At 63.6% G+C, this 19,604-nt stretch carries 13 protein-coding genes and 1 pseudogene; 8 read left to right on the top strand and 6 right to left on the bottom strand.

Going from position 1 to position 19,604, the window contains the following annotated elements; genetic code table 11:
• Positions 1-16 precede the first annotated feature (16 nt).
• The 5 genes from P0D84_RS33450 to P0D84_RS33470 all read left to right on the top strand — a co-directional run bounded on the left by P0D84_RS33450 (position 17) and on the right by P0D84_RS33470 (position 6,793).
• Positions 17-1,135 (top strand): FUSC family protein, encoded by a 1,119-nt coding sequence (locus P0D84_RS33450; protein ID WP_408343785.1) that lies wholly within the window; start codon positions 17-19, stop codon positions 1,133-1,135.
• A 218-nt stretch (positions 1,136-1,353) separates the two neighbouring features.
• Positions 1,354-1,632 carry a hypothetical protein gene (locus tag P0D84_RS33455; protein ID WP_408343787.1) on the top strand — a complete coding sequence of 93 codons (279 nt, stop codon included), beginning with the start codon at positions 1,354-1,356 and terminating at the stop codon, positions 1,630-1,632.
• Positions 1,629-2,678, top strand: a complete 1,050-nt coding sequence (gene mdtN, locus P0D84_RS33460; protein WP_408343789.1) for a multidrug transporter subunit MdtN — start codon at positions 1,629-1,631, stop codon at positions 2,676-2,678. The genes P0D84_RS33455 and mdtN overlap by 4 nt, the downstream gene beginning before the upstream one ends.
• Positions 2,659-5,157 (top strand): FUSC family protein, encoded by a 2,499-nt coding sequence (locus P0D84_RS33465; RefSeq protein ID WP_408343791.1) that lies wholly within the window; start codon positions 2,659-2,661, stop codon positions 5,155-5,157. The genes mdtN and P0D84_RS33465 overlap by 20 nt, the downstream gene beginning before the upstream one ends.
• Positions 5,144-6,793, top strand: coding sequence for a TolC family protein (locus P0D84_RS33470; RefSeq protein WP_408343793.1), 1,650 nt, complete (start codon positions 5,144-5,146; stop codon positions 6,791-6,793). The genes P0D84_RS33465 and P0D84_RS33470 overlap by 14 nt, the downstream gene beginning before the upstream one ends.
• 163 nt (positions 6,794-6,956) lie before the next feature.
• Here the strand turns inward: P0D84_RS33470 and P0D84_RS33475 are convergent, their stop codons facing one another.
• From P0D84_RS33475 to P0D84_RS33495, 5 genes and pseudogenes are all read right to left on the bottom strand, one after another.
• Positions 6,957-7,370 (bottom strand): RidA family protein, encoded by a 414-nt coding sequence (locus P0D84_RS33475; protein WP_408343795.1) that lies wholly within the window; start codon positions 7,368-7,370, stop codon positions 6,957-6,959.
• An 81-nt stretch (positions 7,371-7,451) separates the two neighbouring features.
• Positions 7,452-9,872: an acetamidase/formamidase family protein gene (locus P0D84_RS33480; RefSeq protein WP_408343797.1), complete on the bottom strand. Its 2,421-nt coding sequence runs from the start codon at positions 9,870-9,872 to the stop codon at positions 7,452-7,454.
• Between the two features lie 262 nt (positions 9,873-10,134).
• Positions 10,135-11,382, bottom strand: a pseudogene (locus tag P0D84_RS33485) (acetamidase/formamidase family protein); the annotation flags it as partial.
• A gap of 67 nt (positions 11,383-11,449) precedes the next feature.
• A complete protein-coding gene (locus tag P0D84_RS33490; protein WP_408343799.1) occupies positions 11,450-13,084 on the bottom strand; it encodes an amino acid ABC transporter permease/ATP-binding protein in 1,635 nt (544 codons plus the stop codon).
• Positions 13,084-14,010 (bottom strand): ABC transporter substrate-binding protein, encoded by a 927-nt coding sequence (locus tag P0D84_RS33495; protein WP_408343801.1) that lies wholly within the window; start codon positions 14,008-14,010, stop codon positions 13,084-13,086. Before P0D84_RS33495 ends, P0D84_RS33490 begins: the two co-directional genes overlap by 1 nt.
• 522 nt (positions 14,011-14,532) lie before the next feature.
• On the opposite strand from P0D84_RS33495, the gene P0D84_RS33500 reads away from it, so the two are divergent.
• The gene (locus P0D84_RS33500) at positions 14,533-15,861 is read left to right on the top strand and encodes an MFS transporter (RefSeq protein ID WP_408343803.1); all 1,329 of its coding nucleotides are present in this window, start codon (positions 14,533-14,535) and stop codon (positions 15,859-15,861) included.
• A gap of 46 nt (positions 15,862-15,907) precedes the next feature.
• Here P0D84_RS33500 and P0D84_RS33505 read toward each other — a convergent pair whose 3' ends face one another.
• Entirely contained in the window at positions 15,908-16,828 is a 921-nt protein-coding gene (locus P0D84_RS33505) for a LysR family transcriptional regulator (RefSeq protein WP_408343805.1), read from the bottom strand.
• Between the two features lie 178 nt (positions 16,829-17,006).
• Here P0D84_RS33505 and P0D84_RS33510 point away from each other — a divergent pair, with 178 nt between their 5' ends.
• Both P0D84_RS33510 and P0D84_RS33515 read left to right on the top strand, forming a co-directional pair.
• Complete coding sequence (locus P0D84_RS33510) at positions 17,007-18,098, top strand: Ldh family oxidoreductase (protein ID WP_408343807.1); 1,092 nt, start codon at positions 17,007-17,009, stop codon at positions 18,096-18,098.
• A 105-nt stretch (positions 18,099-18,203) separates the two neighbouring features.
• Positions 18,204-19,571 (top strand): NAD-dependent succinate-semialdehyde dehydrogenase, encoded by a 1,368-nt coding sequence (locus P0D84_RS33515; protein ID WP_408343809.1) that lies wholly within the window; start codon positions 18,204-18,206, stop codon positions 19,569-19,571.
• The last annotated feature ends 33 nt before the right edge of the window (positions 19,572-19,604 follow it).

Here is a 19,604-nt window from a genome sequence, read left to right on the forward strand (position 1 = left end):
AGAACGCGGAGACCCCATGAACGACAACCCGCCAGACGCCGCGACTGAGGGTAGAAAATTTCTCCGGGAAATCTTGCGGCCTGTCGCGGCAATCAACCGATGGCTGGACCAGCTCGACCCCGGCACGCACCGTCGAATCAAAGGGCTGCGGCTCGTGACGGCGTACGGTATCGCGGCGGCACTCGGGACACTGCAGGACATTGCCCACAGCGTGCCAGGCAACGTCTCGCTGGGTTACCTTGCCGGCAGCTTCGCACTCTGGGCGAGTGTGTCCGAGGGCAAAACGACGCGCGCCGAGTCGAGCCGGGATCTCCTGCTGCTCAGTTTGGCTGCCGGGTTAGGCGCGGCGCTGTTCGCGGTTTGTTTCGGACCATTGCAACTTGCGGGCCGGGCAGGACCGGAACTGATGCTGGTGACCGGCGCGTTTCTGGTCGGCTATCTGAAACGGTTCGGCGTGCTTGGCGCCGGAATCGGATCGCAAATCTATCTGGGCGAGTTATTCGCCTACAGCGCCCACCTGACGACGGCTGATTTGTGGGCTATCGCGATTGCCGCGTTGATCGCGGCATTGGCGTCGATCGTGCCACGCGTGCTAAGCGGCCCTGCGGAGCGGCCCGTTTCCCTGCCTGCACTCGCCGCCGGCATAGCACCGGGTGCAGGGAGATGGTCGCCGGAGTTCTTCATGGGAGTGCAGGCGGCGATCGGCGCGTTGGTCATCGTCGTTCTGAACGGGATGATCGGTCTGGAGGAATCGGCCTGGGCGATCACCGCGTGCACTTACGTCGTCGCGGGCTCGGCGACGGGCACCATACAGCGTGTGCGTCGCCGGATTCTCGGGACGATGGTTGGCGTTCCGTTAGGTCTCGCCTGTCTGCCGGTTGCAGAGCATGCACCGCTCCTGATCTGGATTGCAGCCGCACTCGCGATGATCGTCTATGCGATGGCGTTGCCGGAGCGCTACGACATCGCTTGCGGTGCGTTCGCCTTTACGTTGATCGTGACGCTTGCGGCAAGCGGCGTGCACTCAATCCCCCTGCTTGCGGCACGCGCCTGGGAGACGCTTCTCGGTGGAGCCCTCGGTCTGCTTGCCGCCATGTTTGTTTTTCCACTCAGAACTTCCGGCCCCGGCAAGTAGCGTTCAACCAGGGTACGAATTTATCCATGCGCCGGTGAGCCGATCTCATTGACGATCGGACCAGACAGACGATGCTCCGCGGATAAAGTTTCGTGCTGCCAATGGAAAACGTCGAAACGAAACTGCTGCGCTGGTAAAGTGCCCGTGACTTCCTCGCTTCCATTCGCCACGCTGCCATGCCATTTATGCCCAATCAAAGCAGCGCCTGCGCCTCAATCATGCACCGCACACGGCACCTTCCGGCCATCGCTGCGCTGAGCCTGTCCTTGCAGGGATGTACGCTGCGCGGCGCGCCGTCGTATGAAATCTCCGGCGCCTACTTTCCGCTCTGGTTGGTGAGCGCGCTAGTCGGGTTCGTCGGCGCACTCATTGCGCATCGAATCTTCGTGTCCACGGGGTGGGCGCAGATCGTCCCGTTTCAGCTCTCCGTCTGCGTCGCGATCGGCCTGACGGTCGCGGTGCTCTTCTGGCTTTCGGGAACAGGACAGCTCTTATGAAAATTGCCGGCAAGCGCCAGGCTTCTGTCAAAGGCCGCGTGATCGCGGGCGTGATTGTTTTACTTGGCATCGCGGCGGCCATTTACGGCTATGACCGGACCACCCGCTTTCCGTCAACGGATGACGCCACGATCGATGCCGATGTCGTGCACGTCGCGTCGCCGGTCGGCGGCCGCATCGTCAGGCTGGCGGTGCAGGAAAACCAGCGGGTCGCCAAAGGCGACGTGCTCTTCGAGATCGATCCTGTACCATTTCGTCTCCTGGTCGCGCAGACTCAGGCCGACCTCGAACTGGCCCGCGCGGCGCTCGAAACACGCCGCAGGACGATTGTCGGCGAGCGTGCCAATGCAACCATCGCCGGCGACCAGACCGGCAAGGCGGCACACAACTACGAGCTGGCAGCGCGCACCGTGCAGCGGCTCACGCCACTCGTGGCGAAGGGCTATGTGCCGGTCCAGCAATTGGATCAGGCGCAGGTCGCCGAGCGCGATGCCGCGTTGTCGCTCAAGCAGGCGCAGGCGCAGAAGCAGGCAAGCGCGCAGACGATCGGCGACGAGGCGGACGCCGTCGCCGTCGTCCATGCACGCGAGGCCGCACTCGCGCTCGCGCAGCACAGCCTCGACGACAGCGTCGTGCGCGCGCCGCAGAATGGTTTCGTCACGGGGCTCTCGGTGCTGGCGGGCGAGACGGTTGCGCCGCATCAGTCGATCTTCACGCTCGTGCACGCGGACGAATGGTTCGCCGTCGCCAACTTCCGGGAAGGGGCGCTCGCGCGGATCCAGCCAGGTGATTGTGCGACTGTCTATTCGATGATCGACCGGAACCAGGCGATTCACGGCAAAGTGGTCGGCATCGGGGCGGGTGTTGCCGATTCAGACCGCATCAATCTGCCGCGCACCTTGCCGATCGTGCAGCAATCCGTGAACTGGGTACGGGTTGCCCAGCGCTTCCCTGTGCGTGTGCGGCTCGACGCGCCGGCCGCCCGGCTGGTGCGGATCGGTGCGAGCGCGATAGTCGAGGTCCGGCATGGCGCAGCCTGCCGGTGATCTTGCCCGACCGGGCCCCGCCGACATCCTGAAGCTGCTTGCGCCCTATCCCGGGCGCGCGGCGATGGCGGCCCGCATCGCGCTGATCTGCGCGCTGACGGCGTTCGTGACGAACGCCTACGGTACGCCGGAAGCAGCCATCTCCGCTTATGTCGTGTTCTTCCTGAACCGGCCCGACCGGGTGCTGAGCGTGGTGCTGGGCTCGGCGCTGCTGGTGCTGGTCACGCTGGTCGTCGGGCTCGTCATGGTGGTGGCCGTGTTCGCGCTCGACGAGCCGCTCTGGCGGGTGGCGTGCATCACGGTGCTGTCGTTTGGCTTCCTGTTCGTGACGTCGGCGAGCAAGCTGCGGCCGGTGGGCGCGATCATCGCGATGATCGTCGGCTTTGCCCTCGACGAACTCGGCATGGCGCCGTTCGGCGAAGCGGCGACGCGCGCCCTGCTCTACGCGTGGTTGATGGTCGCGATTCCGATCGGCATCTCGATCGGCGTCAATCTGTTAGTGGCCCCGTCGCCGCGCAAGCTGGCGGGCCGCGAACTGGCGAGGCGCCTGCGGCTCGCCGCGCGCGGCCTGGCCGAACCCGAGTCGACGGGCGACGCGCTCAGCGCGTGCCTGCGCGAAGGGGAGGCGGACATCGGCACGTGGCTGAAGCTCTCGGTGGTCGACGGATCGTCGCGACGTGCCGATGTCGCCCCGCTGCGGCAGGCCGTGTCGTCAACGCTGGCGATCCTGGTCGCGGCCGATCTTTCGGTGCACGAACCGTCGGCACGGCTGCCGGCATCGTTCGTCGGGCCGATCGCCGGTACGCTGGAAAACATGGCACGCATGCTCGAGGCCGGCGGCTATCCGGTCGACATCGAACTCACTTTGCCTGCCGTGACAGGGCTGATGCCGCTCGCGCATATCGTCGTCGAGGATCTGCACGATGCGATCGTCCGCTTTGCCGTGGTTGAAAGCGAGGTCGCGGTGGGGGCTGAAGCCGTGATTCAAACCGAAGGCCGTGCTGAAGGGCGCGCTGAAGCCCGTGCCGAAGGCCGCCCCGAAGCCCGTGCCGAAGGCCGCCCCGAGGCACGTGCCGAAGGACGCGCCGAAGCCGACGCCGAAGCCCGTGCCGGAGGACGCGCCGAAGCACGTGCCGAAGAACACGCCGAAGCCGACGCCGAAGCCCGTGCCGGAGGACGCGCCGAAGCCCGCCCCGAAACCCGTGCCGAAGGACGCGCCGAAGCCGACGCCGAAGCCCGCGCCAAGGGACGCCCCGAAGCCCACGCCGAAGCCAATACCGAGCCGCCGGCCGACGGTAAGCGCGGCGGGTTCTTCCTTCCGGATGCATTCACCAATCCCGATCACGTCCGCTACGCACTGAAGACCACCGTGGCGGCGATGTTCTGCTATCTGCTCTATTCGCAGATCGACTGGCCGGGCATCCATACCTGCTTCATCACGGTCTACATGGTGTCGCTCGGCACCACCGCCGAGACCGTCGAGAAGATGACGCTGCGGATCGCCGGGTGTATGGTCGGCGCGCTCCTGGGTGTCGCGGCGATCCTGTTCGTGGTGCCGGTGTTGTCGTCCGTCATCGGGTTGATGGCGCTCGTGTTGGTGGGTGCATGGCTGTCGGCATGGGTCGCTTTCGGTTCGCCGCGGATTGCTTATGCCGGGTTCCAGATCGCCTTGGTGTTTTTCATGTGCGTGTTGCAGGGCGCGGCGCCTGGCTACGATCTGACGATCGCGCGGGATCGCACGATCGGGATCCTGATCGGCAATGTGGTCGTTTATCTGGTTTTCACTCGCGTGTGGCCGGTGAGCGTGGCCGAGCGCGTCGACACCGGGCTTGCCGCGCTACGGCAGCAATGGGAACGGCTGGTGGCGCTGCCCGATGCCGTCACGCGGCGGGCGCAGGCCGCGAGTGCCATGGCGCAGTGCGGCGCGTTGGAACAGGACCTCGCGCTGATGCACTACGAGCCGTCGTGGGTTCGCCCTGCATCGCATTGGATCGCCGAACGCCGCAGCGCGTTGGCCAAGCTTGATGCGCTCGAAGGCCCAATGTTTCTGCTTGCAGAACGGCGCCCGGGCGATGCTGTGATTGATGGCTGGCTCGGGCGAGTCGTGGGTGGGTTGCCGCTAGCGCTAGCGCCTGCTGAGAACGCGGATGGAGGCGGTGCAGTCGCGGGGGATTCAGATTTGCCAGTTGCGCAGGCCTCGCCTTTGTCGAATGCGCGGAAGCCGCCTGTGCCGGATGCGGCGGAGTCGCCTCTGCCGGTCACGCAGGACTCGCCTTTGCCGGTTGCACAGACCCCGCCTTTGCCGGTTAAGCGGGACCCCGTTTTGCCAGTCACACCCAATACGATTGGGCGAAACGCAGCCGCTGACGACAGCGCACGGACCGCTTTGGTTAACCTCGGCGATGCACGCCTCACTCAACTTGAACACGCTGCGTCGAATGACGCGGCGAAGGAACTCACACGTCATGCGCCGGCTTAAGCCTCCATTCGCGGTGGCGATCCTGGTCGCGGCGGGTTTGGCCGGATGCGCCACGTCATCCACCGACATGGCGCCCGACAGCCCCGACCGTCCGTGGCAACCGCAGACGGACGCGACCGGCGCCATTGTGCCGGGGCCGGCTGGTTCGGCTGGTTCGGCTGGTTCGGCTGGTTCGGCTGGTTCGGCTGGTTCGGCTGGTTCGGCTGGTTCGGCTGGTTCGGCTAACCCAGCTAACTCGACGGCTCCAGCCAACCCAACAGCCTCGGCACGCAGCTACCAGTTGCCCGCGAATCCCGCGCTCGCCGCCGTGCCGCCGCCGCCGCCGCTAGAGCAGGAGCACGCATACGGCCTACCCGAGCTGATCGACCTGGCTGAGTCGGCGAACCCGCTGACCCGCATCGCCTGGAACGACGCGCGCAATGTCGCGCTCGCGGCCGGCATCGCGAAGAGCGCCTATCTTCCGCAACTATCGGTCGCGGCGATGGGCCAGTACGCGGGTTTTCATAATTCTTCCACCTCCGTGCCCGGCGATTCGTCGGCGAGCGCGACAGGACACGGCACCACCTCCGTGGTCGCGCTGCAATGGCTGCTGTTCGATTTCGGCGGCCGCGCCGCCCGTCTCGAAGCCGCGTCGCAGGCATCGGTGATGGCGAACATCGGCTTCACCGCGGTCCACCAGCAGGTGATCTTCGACACCAGTGTCGCGTTCTACGCGTACCAGGCCGCGCGGGCCCGCATCGCCACCACGCGCCAGGGCCTCGACAACGCCGAGGCGATCCTGGCCGCGGCACAGTCGCGCTACAAGCACGGCGTCGGTACCGTCATCGAAGTGGCGCAGGCCAATCAGAATCGCGCGCAGGCCAGGCTCGCGCTCGTCCAGGCTCAGGGGGTGGAGAGCAACAGCTATCTCGCGCTGATCGCCGCGATGGGCATTTCTCCGCTGTCGAAGCCCAGAATCGCAGATATGCCGGCGCACACGCTGCCGGCGTCGACGAGCGACTCGATCGACCGGATCGTGTCGAGCGCGATCGCGCGGCGCCCGGATGTGTTGAGCGCCTACGCGGCCGAACGGGTCAACCTGGCGAAAGTGAAGGCGGCCGAATCGGACTTCATGCCGAAAGTATTCGTCTCGGCGACGGGCGCGTACAACACCGGCAGCTCGTCGATTTCGGCGGTTCCGGCGGTCGGTCAGCAATTGCCGACGGTGAACCTGAGTGGCGGCCGTTACGGCGGCAGCGTGATCGTCGGCGTGACGATTCCGCTGTATGACGGCGGCTTGAGATCGGCGGTGCTCGCGCAGGCGCGCAACGATGCCGACAGCGCGTCGACCCGTCTTACCCGAAGCCGTGAAGAAGCGGTCCGGCAAATCGTGGCTGCGCAAAATACGCTGCAGACGAGCCTTGCCGCGCAAGCTGCCGCCAGGGACTTGCTGGCTGCCGCGCAGACCACGTATGACGCCGCGTTCGATGCGTATCGACACGGGGTCGGCTCAGTCACCGACGCGCTGCTTGCCCAGAACCAATTGCTCGCGGCGAAGAACGCGGACGCGGATAGTTACAGCAGTGCGTTATCCGCCGCGGCGGCGCTGGCGCTGGCGACTGGGTCGGTTGATTCGATACCGATGCGGGACAACTAGTGAGGAAGGGGTTTCAACACATCCGCGAGGTCGATACCGTTCCTGGCCGCGGTCAACAACTATGAGGATAAAGGACCCGCCGCCAGCAACTCACGCATACACATGCGTTTGTGCCAGGGACTTCAACAGAAAAGTCTTCGGAATCCCTGGGGCAATTCAAGTATCAAGCGGCAGCTGAATTCGGCCTGCGAGCAATAAAGTCAATTTCGACGAGCGCGTCGCGCGCCAATCCAGTCACGCCTATACAGGTTCGCGCCGGCAATTTCCCAGGCGGGAAACAGGCAGCATAGACCGCGTTCATCGTCGCGTAATCTCGTTTGAACTCGGTCAGAAAGATCCGCACGGAGAGGACATGTTCGAGGCCAAGCCCGATCCCCTTTAACACGAGGACCAGATTGTTCATTACCTGTGTCGTCTGTGCGGCAACGCCTTCTGGAAGCGGTGCGCTGTCATCGTCCGGCGATGTCGGCATCTGGCCGGTGAGAAACACCCAGCCGTTCTGTTCGGTTGCATGAGAGAAGGGACCGACCGGGGTCGGCGCGCCCTCCACCATCCAGAATTTCGTTGATAAATCCATCTGCTGTTACTCCATGAACAAAGAAAAGCGTCGGGCGCGTACCACGCCCGGCCGCGCCATAGCGAACCCATCACAAATTGATTAGCCCGTGAACAAGGCCTTGCGGATGATCGCATGCACACCCCAGTTGCCATCCACAACCTGTGTCACGCCGAAGTCGACCGCAACGGACATCAACGAGATAGCTTCATCTTCGGTGAGACCCTTGGTCGTCATCAGAAAGCGGCGTGTCTTGATGAACGCGTCGCGCATTGCGAGGTCTAGCGTCGGCTTCTCGTAGACCTTGCTCTGCGCATGCGTGCCGAATTCAGCCAGATAGTTTGCATGGCTGAAGCCGTGCAGCACCCACTCTTCGGGTGTTTCGACGAGCGGATACGTAAGATCCGCATACGGTTGACCGGCAAGCGTCGCTCTCTTGTGCAAGATCAGTTGGAAGTCGCCGGTCAGCGAGCATTCGATCGCGGTCCCACATAGCTCCGAATCGCCCTGCGACGCGTGCGGATCCCCGAGTGACAGCAATGCGCCGGGAGCGCCAATCGGCAGAAAGACGCTCGCGCCCTGCGCGACGCGCCAGTTGTCGAGGTTGCCGCCGAACGCGGACGGCGGGATCGAATCGATGAGGCCGTCCTGTTGCGGCGCGACCGCGATCAGGCCGAAGTGCGGGCGCACGGGGATCTTCACGCCCTTCAGGATCCCATGGTTTTCCTCGATCGTCGAATGGTCGACGGGGACGCCCGGATAATCGATCGTTGAGTGCACCACGCCGAATGGATCGCGCTGCGGTGTCCAGCGGTAGTTGTAGACCGCACGCGCATAGGGCGGACCGTGGTGCGGCTGCGGCTCGGCGTCGAGTTCATAAATCGTGACAACTTCGCGCGGTTTTGGCTCGGTCAACAGCTCGCGGTAATGGAAGCCCCACCACGCGGCCGCATTGCTGCCGAACGCGCGCCCGCTGAATTGCGGATTTGCGCAGCGCCGTGGACGCACATCGAGAATCCTGACTTCCAGTACGTCGCCCGGTTCGGCGCCGCGTACCGCGATCGGACCGGTGCAGATATGCACCCCGAACCCTTCGCCGGCTCCGCGTCCGTAGATCGATGCATCGAGCGGTCCGGCACCGCGCCGGTTCACGTTCTTGCGCTCGGCAGTCCAATGGAACACGCTTTCGGCGCCTGGGTCACCGGCAATCATGCGCGCCCAGTCGTCCGATGCATGCTGCGTCAGCGTCTCTATCGTCACGGTATCGCCGCTGTCGACTTCGAGTACGGGTTTCAGGTCGTGCGAGAAATAGCCCCAATGCACTGTGTTTGCCGTCGCACGCAACAGATGGTGGCGCGACTTGGCCCGCCGACGGGCAACGCCCCTCGTGGAATCGGTCCGTGTGTCGACGGGGGTGCTGGTCACGACCGTACCGCCATCCTCGAGCGTTGCTTCCCGCGGCGCTGCTTGCGGCGCTGCTTGCGCGCTGGCGTGTGCGGCGCCTTGCGCATGGAGCAGCAGCGCTTCCGTTTTGAACGGCAGTCCGCGCGAAATGCGCCGCACCAGATGCCTGGCCAGATCAAGGCTCGCTTCCTCACGGAAGGCGCGCGGTGAGGTGTGATACTGCTCGCGAAACGCACGGCTGAAATGTGCGGGATCGTTGAAACCCCAACGGAAACAGATGTCCGAGATCGAGGTCTTTTCGTATAGAGGATCGACGAGTTCGACCCGGCAGCGTTCCAGGCGGCGCAGCCGCAAATAGGTGGAGAAATTCTGGCCGGCGGCTTCGAATAGCTTTTGCAGGTAGCGCTGCGAGACGCGCTCTTCTGCGGCGAGAAGCGCGAGACTGATGTTCGGCTCGCCAAGCCGCGCATCGATACTGCGGCAGACGCGCGAGAAGATCGCCGCCTGTGACGGTGTCAGCCCGCTGATCGGCGCTTCACGCTGATGCGCCGCGAGAATCGCTACGAGGAACTCAACCAGCACGATTTCAAGCGGACGCAACTCGTTGGTCGACAACGTATCCATGCTTTCTGCGAGTGACGCCAGAAAACCGGAAAACACGTGTCCGACGCCGGTATCGCCGGCAATCCGCCCGGCAGCCATCGACGCCGGCGCAAGAAGCCGCCCTTTGATCGCCGCACGCGGTATGCGCACGACAAGGGCGCGGAAATCCGTGGCGAAAACCAGCGAGGCGCCTTCGCGCGACGGCAGAAGGACGAGGTCGTTCAACGCCAGCGGCTGGCGTCGGCCGTCGGCGACCAGCATCGCCGAGCCGTCAAGGTGCAGCACGATCAGGACGCTTTCGCCGTCGGCAGCATTCGGCTCGAGCGTCTGCGCAGCGGACGCCAACAGGCTCAGATCGAAGCCGCCGATCGACCGCTGAGCCTGGATCATCCCGTGCAATGTCCGTGCAGGGGGAATCGCGTCGCTGCGCCATCCCATCCTGTCCAGCGCTTCCCGCCAGGCGCGAGGCCGTTCAACTTCCGGATAGGATTCGGTAGTAAAGCGCAGCAGATCCAAGTGGACTCCAAGGTCGATGCCTTGGCGCGAACACGTCACAAGGCGCCCGCCGCTCCAGGATGGATTCCAGGAGGCGGAGAGGTCACCGCAGAATGCAATATTCGCGCCATCGCACGTCTACTGCATCGACGGCCCCCGCCCTGATCGGTAGTGTGTGCGGAGCCACCACAGTTCGTCGAGTGCACCAGTAGCGCTCCCATGCACCACACTGACACATCCGGCACGACGTGGTCCGCCGCGCCCGCAGTCTGCACGGGAACGCTCAGCCCCCCACGCCGCCGACAAAGACATTCTTGCGGAGCGAGCCATGCACGCCCCAGTTGCCGTCGACAACTTGTGTGACGCCAAAATCCGCGGCGACCGATATCAGCGCGATGGCCTCGTCCTCGCTCAGCCTGTGTACGGTCATCAGGAAGCGGCGCAGCTTGCGGAACGCGTCACGCATCGCCTTGTCGAGGCTCGCGTGCTGTGCCACCTCGATCTGTCCGGCCGGCCCGAGCTCCGCCAGATAGTTGGGGAAGGTGAAGCCGTACATCGACCATTGGTCTTCGGTTTCCAGCATCGGGTGCGTGAGGCCTTCGAGGATGGTGCCGCCCAGGTCGTTCTTCTTGTGCAACACGAATTCGAAGTCTCCGGTCAGCGAGGTCTCGATCGCGGTACCGCCGAGCTCGCTGTCGCCCTGCGCCGCATGCGGATCGCCGACCGAGAAGAATGCGCCTTCAACGGCGACCGGGTAATACATCCGCGCTCCTTTGCCGACACGCCAGTCGTCGATATTGCCGCCGGTGTAGCTGGGTGGATTGGAGCTGACGTAGTCGAGCTCCGACGGCGCGAGTCCCATGGTGCCGAAATGCAGCCGGGCGGGTACCTTCACGTTCGACAGAATGTTCTCTCGCTTCCTGACCAGCGAATGGTCGACCTGCACGCCGGGGTAGTCGATCGTCTGATGCACGATGCCGTCCGGATCCGTCTGCGGTGTCCACACGTAGTTGTAGACCGCACGTGCGAACGGCTCGCCCGAGGTGTCGAGCTCGAAGATCGTCACGACTTCACGCGGCTTCGGCTCCTCGATCAGATCGTGATAGTGAAAGCCCCAGGATGCTGCGACGTTCGAACCGAAACAGCGGCCGCGATAACACGCATTGCAGCTCGGCCGCGGGCGTACGTCGAGTATCCGCACTTCGAGCACGTCGCCGGGCTCGGCTCCTTCGATCGCGACCGGCCCGGTCAGCAGATGCACGCCGACTCCTTCGCCGGAACCGAGCGTGAACGGTCCATCGGTTGGCCCCGAGCCACGGCGCGGCATGGCCTTGTGCTCGCGGGTCCAGTGAAAGACGCTTTCGGCGCCGGGGTCGCCCGCGACCATCCGTTCGTGATCGTCGTTCGCATGGTGGGTCAGCGTCTCGATCGTGATCCGGTCGCCGGAGCGCACCGTCAACGCGGGCGCGACTTTCTTGCTGAAATAACCCCAATGAACCGTTTCGGGCGACACAGGCAAAGTATGGTGCTTCATGGTTGTTCGAACCTCGTAAGGGGCCCGGCGCAAAGGGCCGGGCAATGCTGAATGGCGCGTGCCGTCACGACGCGACTTCGAGCCGGTCGTCGGCGCCCATCACACTGAGGAATCGGGCCGTCAACGGATGGCGCGGGCGTGTAAGCACTTCGTGCGCAGGCCCCTGTTCGACCACCGCGCCGCCGCTCATGAACACGACGCGATCGGCGACCTGATCGGCGAAGCGCAACTGATGCGTTGAGATGATCATCGTCAGACCGCCTTCGTCCACGAGCCGCTGGATCACGTCGAGCACTTCGCCGACGAGTTCGGGGTCGAGCGCGGACGTCGGTTCGTCGAGCAGCAGCACGCGAGGATTGGGCGCAAGCGCGCGGGCGATCGCGACGCGCTGCTGCTGGCCGCCGGACAGATGGCGCGGCAACGCGTCGGCGCGATGACTGAGGCCGACGCGTTCGAGCAGTTCACGCGCCCGGCGCTCGGCATCGGCGGGCGCCATGCCGTGCACCCAGCGCAGCGGCCCCGCGATGTTCTCGCACGCCGTCAGATGACTGAACAGGTTGAAATGCTGGAACACCATGCCGACGCCGGCACTCGCACGCTCGTTGGCGAGATCGCCCTGAGTCATCGGTTGACCATCGACCCGAAAGCCGAGGCGCTTGCCGGCGATGCGGATTTCCCCCGCATCCCACTGCTCCAGGTGATTGATACAGCGCAGCAGCGTGCTTTTGCCCGAGCCGCTCGGCCCGAGCAGCGCGATAACCTCGCCGAAGCGCACGGTGAGGTCGAAGCCGTCGAGCACGGTCTGCTGGCCGTACCGCTTGCTCAGACCCTTCACCTGCAGCGTCGCGCTCTGCTTCTGGAGCATCGCGTAGCGCTGCGCGCGTTCCGCGTGAACGTCACGCTGACCGTCGCGCGCGTTGGGCATAAGCACAGGCGACGGAGCCGGTTCGAGCAGCGTATCGGCGCGTGGCGGCGCGTGCGCGCCGGGTGGGTTCGCCGCAATCCGGGCACGGCGCCACGGCAGCAGCCGTGCAAAGCGTCCAGACGGGCTGCGATCGAGATCGAGCGCGGTTTCGGCGAACAACTGGATCGCGGCGATCGCGCCGGTCAGTACGAGATACATCAGGCCGGACGCGAAGAAGATCGAAAAGAAATCGAACGTCGACGACGCGAGCTGGGTGCTGCGCAAGGTCAGCTCGTCGACCGCGATCACGGAAGCCAACGACGAGTTCTTCAGCGCGCTGACCGATTCGTTCCCGAGCGCCGGTATCATCGTGCGGATCGCCTGCGGCGCGATCACACGGCGCAGCAGCACGCTCGGCGTCATGCCGAGCGCCTGCCCCGCGAGCAGTTGCCCGCGGTCGACACCGAGCACACCCGCGCGCAGGATCTCCGCGATGAACGGCCCCTCGTTCGCGGCGAGCGCGAGACCCGCTGCGCCCAACGCGCTCAACTTCAAGCCGATGTGCGGCAACGCGTCGTACGCGAACACGAGTTGCAGGATCAGCGGCGTACCGCGAAAAATCACCGTGTAGCCGCGCGCGATCGCTGCGAGCGGCCCCACCTTGCTCAGCTGCATGCCCGCGAGCACCAGCCCCACGATCAGACCGCCCGCCAGCCCGAGGGCCGTGACCGCGATCGTAAAGCCGATGCCGCTCAGCAGATACGGCATGCCGAGATAGTGCAGAAACAAATTCATTAGTTCGAGGCAACCAGCTTGGGGGTTTCGAGATTTTCAACGCCGAGCGACCACTTCTTCAGCAAGTCGGTCTGAATGCCGGCCTTCTGGATCGCGACGAGTGCTGCCATCACGGCGGCACGCATTGCCGGGTTGGTTTTCGGCACGGCGATACCAATCGAATACGGCAGCGTGACGGCAGTGGCCTTTTCGAGTTGGGTCGGATACGCCTTGACCGCCTGGTCCACCGTGTTCACGTCGTTGATATAGGTGTCGGCGCGGCCCGCGAGAATCGCCTGGATTGCGTTCGCGTTGTTGTCATACAGCTGCACGGCCGCTTCCGGCCTGTTCGCCGCCTTGCAGGCCGGTGCAAGATTCTGGATCAGCGGCACTTCAACGTAGCCGGTGTTCTCGGCGGCAGTTGTGCCGCACATCGTCGGGTTGATGCCGCTGATCTTCTTCGGATTGCCCTTTGCGACGAGCACGCCGTCGAACACCTTCGAATAGGTGACGAAGTCCGCCGCCTTCGCGCGATCTTCGGTCGCATACATGTCGGAGATCACGATATCCGCCTGGCCGCTTTGCAGCGTCGGCAGCAGCGCCGCGAACGAGACTGGCTTGTACGTCATCTTGAAGCCGAGGCAGTTGCCAATCGCGTCGCCGAGGTCGATGTCGAAACCGATATATTTACTCGGGTCATTCGGGTCCAGCGCTTCGTAGCCCGGCGTGTGCGGGTTGATCGCGTTGATCAGCGTCTTGCCTTTGAATTGCGGGTATTTCGCCTGGAGCGCCGCGCATTCGGCAGGCGCCGGCGCGGCGGCCCGTGCCTGGCCCGACACCAGCACCGCCAGCATACTGACGGTGCCAAGAACCAGCCCGCGCCAGTGGCGGGCAAAACTGCCCGCGCGCCGCACTCGATGCCCATGATCGACAAGATTGGTATACATCCCTGAACTCCCTGAGCGGCAGATGACAATGGCCCACACCATGTACGCCTTGTTGCATCGCACCAGCGCGAGAATATGTGAACGAAATTCCGCGGACTTGTCCCAGCGCGCACAAATGCTTGTACGGGGGTGAAGGAGTTGGCATGCAGCAGCGTCATGCACACCGCGAGCGAGCAGGAGATAGCAAGCCGATCAAGGTGAGCATGCTGGTCAAAGTCGGGCGGATGTAATTGCGCAAGACGTACCGCGGCCAGAAATTGCGCGACGCCCCGTCGCGCAATACGGTTCGTAGCCGGCTGCGCGAGACCGACTCGGTCGAACCTCGTTACCCCAAGGCGGACAAGTCCCAGTGTGCTCGATGAGGGTCAATTTTGACGACCGGGACTCCGTGCGTCGAATGTATAAGCAGTTGATATACCCACAAGCAAATTCGGCATTGGATCGTGGACAGCGCCGGGACTACCATGCTTCGCGTTGACCCGGTCAGCAACCAACAATAATAGTCCGCCTCGGAGACAGGCAGTGAAAACCCTACTCAGTGACGACAAGCTCGGCATCGCGACAGCGCCGCCCGAGCTTTATTCCCGCATCAAGTGGCGTATCGTTCCCCTTCTCATGGTCTGCCTGCTGTTTGCGTGGTTCGACCGCATCAACATTGGGTTCGTCAAGTACGACATGCAGCACTCGTTTCCGCTCAGCAATACGGCCTACGGGCTCGGAGCGAGCCTGTTCGTGATCGGCTACATCATCTTCGAGGTGCCGAGTAACGTAATGCTTTACCGGATTGGTGCGCGTCGCTGGTTTGCACGTATCCTCATCACATGGGGGCTGGCCAGTGCGGCCATGGTATTCGTGCGAAGCGAAACAGCCTTCTACGTGCTTCGATTCATCATTGGATCTGCAGAGGCGGGGTTTACGCCTGGCATCTTTTTCTACCTTGGCACCTGGATTCCGCCGCATCAGCGCGGACGCACGTACGGTGTGCTCTATCAAGCCGTCGCATTGTCCGGTGTGCTGGGAGCGCCGCTTTCCGGCTTCATCCTGACGCACTTCCACGGAGTGGGCGGATTGCCTGCCTGGAATTGGGTGTTCCTGCTTGGGGGATTACCGTGCGTGGTATTGGGCGTGATCGTGTGGTTTCGGCTTGAGGATCGCTTCGAGGACGTGGCGTGGCTTTCCGCACAAGAAAAGAGTCATCTGCGCGAAGCGCTGTCGGCGCAGCCCCTGGAGGCGGCAACCAGCCGCGCAAGCTCGCTGAGCGTTGCACTGAGATCGCCGGCATTCCTGGTGGTTGCCCTGGTGTGGTTCCTCACGCAGATCGCCGCCTTCGGCATGAACTTCTGGGTCCCGCATATCGTGCGCGACGCCGGCATCTCAAACCGCATGCTGGTCGGCGCGATCACGGCCATCCCCTATCTGTTCGGCTCGATTTCGATGTTTCTCGTGGGCTCGTTCGCAGATCGTCTGGGTGACCGGCGCATGATTTTCACGGGCTGCATGGTGGCCACCGGCATCGGCTTTCTCGGCTCCGCGATCTTCGAGAACAGCCTGATTCCGCTGGTTGCCTGCCTTGGCCTGGTTGGGGCTGGAGTCTTGACCGCTTACACGACGTTCTGGTCGTTGCCCCCGAAAGTCGTGGCCGGTTCCGCGGCCGCGAGTGGCATCGCGGTCATCAATTGCGTCGGTCAACTGGGTGGCATCGTGAGTCCGATCGCGGTGGGAAAGATTATCGATGTCACCGGCAGTATTACGCCGGCGCTTTATGCGATCGCATCGGTGTGCGGAGTTTGCGTGCTGGTGACGCTTTTCCTGTTTCCCAAATCGCTGCGTATTCGCGAAATCAAACGTTGATCGAGCCCTCGTCGCGCAAAGTCGCTCATGTGACTTTGCACGATGGTCAGACCTCGTCGCGCGAGCGGAAACTGAAAATGCCGTTGCGGGTCAATCGGTCGCTTTCGGCGACCACCAAATCCCGCAACGCCACAATACCCTCGCTTTCATTGCGTTCGATACGCGTTGCAATCAGCAATTGCCGCTGTAGCTGGCTCCCCGCGATTTCACTGAGCGACACACGCTCGCCCGAGTCCGTCCGGAATACCGACACGGGCATGAGTGTGCAACCGCTGCCCTGCTGAACCATCTCGCGAATCGAGTCCACCGAATCAATTTCCGCCTCGATGCTCAGTTGGCCGCCAATGCGCGCGAGCTCCGTCTCAACCAGGCGGCTGTGCAGAATTGTCATGAGCAGTGGCGTCTTCGGCAAATCCGACACGTGAAGGATGGACGGCATCTTGCGGTCCTTCGGTGCGGCGAGCACAAACGGTTCGGATAACAAAGGTTGCAACGTGACTGGCAGCGTCACCGGCTCCTCGGTGCGCGTGATGATCGCGACGTCGACGATGCCTTTGACGAGCCAGTCCAGCAACGTCGGCGTGAACGCCTCGCGCACGGACAGTCGCAGCGAGCTCACCCGCTTGCAGGCCGAGAAAATTCCCGGCACCAGGACACGCGCCACCGAAGGCGAGGCGCCAAGCACTACGGAGACGTCGGCCGTCGGTGTGCGAGGTTTGACGAGCGCAGCGCGAGCACGATTCGCTTCGGCAACGATTTTTTGCGCCGACAGATAAAGCGTGACGCCTGCCGGCGTGAGCCTGACACCGCGTGAAGTTCGATGCAGCAGAAGCACGTCCAGGTCCTGTTCCAGGTCGTGAATCTGTCGGGTCAGCGCAGGTTGTGAAATGGCGATGGCCGTCGCGGCGGCATTGAAACTGCCTGCATCCACGACAGCGAGGAAGTATCGCAGTGCCCGAAGCTCCATCTTCGACTCCCATAACAAATCCGTATAGCTCGCGGAATATACGGTATTAGCGGGTACCTCGCAACGATGGCTAAATATCGTCAATGCCGATCGCTTGCCAGCGCTCGCACGACATGTCGTGGTGGTGGCGAACGGGCTTCCCTTATTGAACGAAAACTTGCACATCAGACGTCCATCGATGACCGCTCATAACTCCTATCTCACCGAAGCTGCCGAATTGCTTGCCTTCATCCAGAAGGCGCTGACTGTCGCTGGGATTCCCGACGACGATGCGAAAACCGTGGCGCAACTGATGGTCCAGGCCGATCTGCAAGGTTCGGATGGGCATGGCGTGATTCGACTCCCGCAATACGTCAAACGTATTCGCGCAGGCGGTATCAACGTACGACCGGACATCAAAGTGGTCGCCGCAAAGCCGGCGATGGCAATCGTGGATGGTGACAACGGCATGGGACATCTGGTCACGACGTTCGCCACGCAACTCGCGATCAGCAAGGCACGCGAAACGGGCGTCGCCTGGGTCGGCACGCGCGCGAGCAATCATGCCGGGCCCGCCTCGCTCTATGCGCGCATGGCGCTCGAGGAAAACATGATCGCGTTGTATTTCGCGGTGGGCAACGCCAATCATATGCCGCCGTGGGGTGGCACCGACATGCTGCTTTCCACCAATCCGATCGCAGTCGCCATTCCTTCGAAAAGCGAACCCGACATCGTGCTCGACATGGCGAGCACGGCCGCGGCGTACGGCAAAGTCAAAGCCCGGGCTAAGCGCGGAGAGTCGATGCCGGAGGGCTGGATGATGGATCGCAACGGACAGCCGCTGCTCGATCCGACCCGCGCGGAAGAAGGCTTCCTGCTGCCGATCGGCGGCCACAAAGGCTACGGACTTGCGCTCGTGATCGGCATACTGGCCGGCACGCTCAACGGCGCGGCGATGGGCAAGGACGTGATCGACTTCAATAAGGATTCGGTCACCCCGACCAACACGGGGCAAAGCATTCTGGTGCTGGACGTCAGCGCCTTCGGCAACCTCGACGAGTTCTCAGGCGCGGTCGATACGCTGATCCAGCAGCTGCGCAACTCGACGCGGCTGCCCGACGTGAAGCGCATCTGGATGCCCGGCGAACAAAGCGCGGCCAAACGCGAACGCCACGCCGTCGAAGGCATTCCCATCGCAGCGGGCGTCATTGCCGATCTGGATCCGCTGGCTGACGAACTCGGCATCGAGCGGCTCAAAACGTACACGACGCTGTCGGAGAGTGCTGCATGAACGGGCCTGTGCGCCAGGCGCTGAAGGCAAGGCCGTAGAACCTTTCAACCAGATCGCGACGCGGCGCCGTTCTCGCGTCCGCTCGCTTCGAACACGGATCCAATCATGACCACGATGTATTCAACAAACCCGGCTACCGGCGAAATACTGAATGAGTTTTCTCCGCATAGCGACACGAAGCTCGACGAGCAGTTGACGCTTGCCTACCAGCGTCAATGCGAATGGCGACGCAGTGCCGTCGTCGAACGGCAGGCCCTGCTGGGCCGCGTTGCGCAGCGCCTGCGCAGCGGCCGGGAGCAGCTTGCGCGAATCATCACGCTGGAGATGGGAAAGCCGATCGAGGAGGCGCGCGCCGAGATTGAAAAATGCGCAATGACGTGCGATTTCTATGCGGAAAATGCGCCGCGCTTTCTGGGCGACGAGGTGATCCCGAGCAATGCGCGCGACAGCCGCGTCGTCTTCGACGCGCTCGGTGTACTGCTTGCGGTCATGCCATGGAATTATCCGTTCTGGCAGGCCATTCGCGCTGCGGCTCCGGCCATTACGGTCGGCAATACGGTGGTGCTCAAGCACGCGGCCAATGTCCCGCAATGCGCGCTCGCGTTGGAACAGGTCTTTCGCGAAGCGGAGGCTCCCGCGGGAATTTTCGGCACGCTGCTGATCGAATCGTCGCGCGTGGCGGCGGTCATCGACGATGCGCGCATCGCGGCCGTCACCTTCACCGGCTCGACGCCGGTCGGTCGGACGCTCGCGCAACAGGCGGGGCACGCACTCAAGAAGCACGTGCTCGAACTCGGCGGCTCGGATCCCTTTATCGTGCTGGCCGATGCGGACATACCGGCTGCCGCTCGCGCTGCCGCCAAGGCCCGCTTTTCGAACGCGGGACAAAGCTGTATCTCCGCGAAGCGCTTCATTGTCGAGGAAGCGGTCGCGGATGCATTTGTGGATGCGCTAGTCAACGAAGCGCGTGCGTACGCCATCGGCGACCCGCTGCTCGACAGCACGAAGATGGGCCCGCTGGCGCGCGACAATCTGCGTGAGGACCTTCACGCGCAAGTCGAGGCGACGATTGACGAAGGCGCGACGCTGCGGATCGGTGGCCGGCCTGTCGACGGGAAAGGCTACTTCTATCCGGCCACAGTGCTCGATCATGTCGAAGCAGGCATGACCGCAGCCCGAGAAGAAACGTTCGGGCCGGCAGCGGCGGTCATGCGTGTGCCGACAGTGCAGGTAGCGCTCGACATTGCCAATGGCACGGAATTCGGGCTGGGGGCCGCGCTCTGGACTGCCGATGTTGCACGCGGCCAGGCACTCGCGCGCGAAATCGACGCTGGCGCGGTCTTCGTCAACAGCGTGGTGGCATCCGATCCGCGACTGCCTTTCGGCGGCATCAAACAGTCCGGCTATGGGCGAGAACTCGGCGTGTGGGGCCTGCGCGAATTCGCCAACGTCAAGACCGTGATGACGAGCTAAATGTCCATTCGCATGCGATAACGAACGTGACGC

Source organism: Paraburkholderia sp. RL17-337-BIB-A (genome assembly GCF_046025895.1).
Taxonomy (GTDB): Bacteria; Pseudomonadota; Gammaproteobacteria; order Burkholderiales; family Burkholderiaceae; genus Paraburkholderia; species Paraburkholderia fungorum_C.

What these genes read in the sequence shown, in the direction of transcription:
- P0D84_RS33450 (WP_408343785.1), top strand. Translation starts at nt 17, where the DNA reads ATGAACGACAACCCGCCAGACGCCGCGACTGAGGGTAGAAAATTTCTC.
- P0D84_RS33455 (WP_408343787.1), top strand. Translation starts at nt 1,354, where the DNA reads ATGCACCGCACACGGCACCTTCCGGCCATCGCTGCGCTGAGCCTGTCC.
- mdtN (WP_408343789.1), top strand. Translation starts at nt 1,629, where the DNA reads ATGAAAATTGCCGGCAAGCGCCAGGCTTCTGTCAAAGGCCGCGTGATC.
- P0D84_RS33465 (WP_408343791.1), top strand. Translation starts at nt 2,659, where the DNA reads ATGGCGCAGCCTGCCGGTGATCTTGCCCGACCGGGCCCCGCCGACATC.
- P0D84_RS33470 (WP_408343793.1), top strand. Translation starts at nt 5,144, where the DNA reads ATGCGCCGGCTTAAGCCTCCATTCGCGGTGGCGATCCTGGTCGCGGCG.
- P0D84_RS33475 (WP_408343795.1), bottom strand. Translation starts at nt 7,370, where the DNA reads ATGGATTTATCAACGAAATTCTGGATGGTGGAGGGCGCGCCGACCCCG.
- P0D84_RS33490 (WP_408343799.1), bottom strand. Translation starts at nt 13,084, where the DNA reads ATGAATTTGTTTCTGCACTATCTCGGCATGCCGTATCTGCTGAGCGGC.
- P0D84_RS33495 (WP_408343801.1), bottom strand. Translation starts at nt 14,010, where the DNA reads ATGTATACCAATCTTGTCGATCATGGGCATCGAGTGCGGCGCGCGGGC.
- P0D84_RS33505 (WP_408343805.1), bottom strand. Translation starts at nt 16,828, where the DNA reads ATGGAGCTTCGGGCACTGCGATACTTCCTCGCTGTCGTGGATGCAGGC.
- P0D84_RS33510 (WP_408343807.1), top strand. Translation starts at nt 17,007, where the DNA reads ATGACCGCTCATAACTCCTATCTCACCGAAGCTGCCGAATTGCTTGCC.
- P0D84_RS33515 (WP_408343809.1), top strand. Translation starts at nt 18,204, where the DNA reads ATGACCACGATGTATTCAACAAACCCGGCTACCGGCGAAATACTGAAT.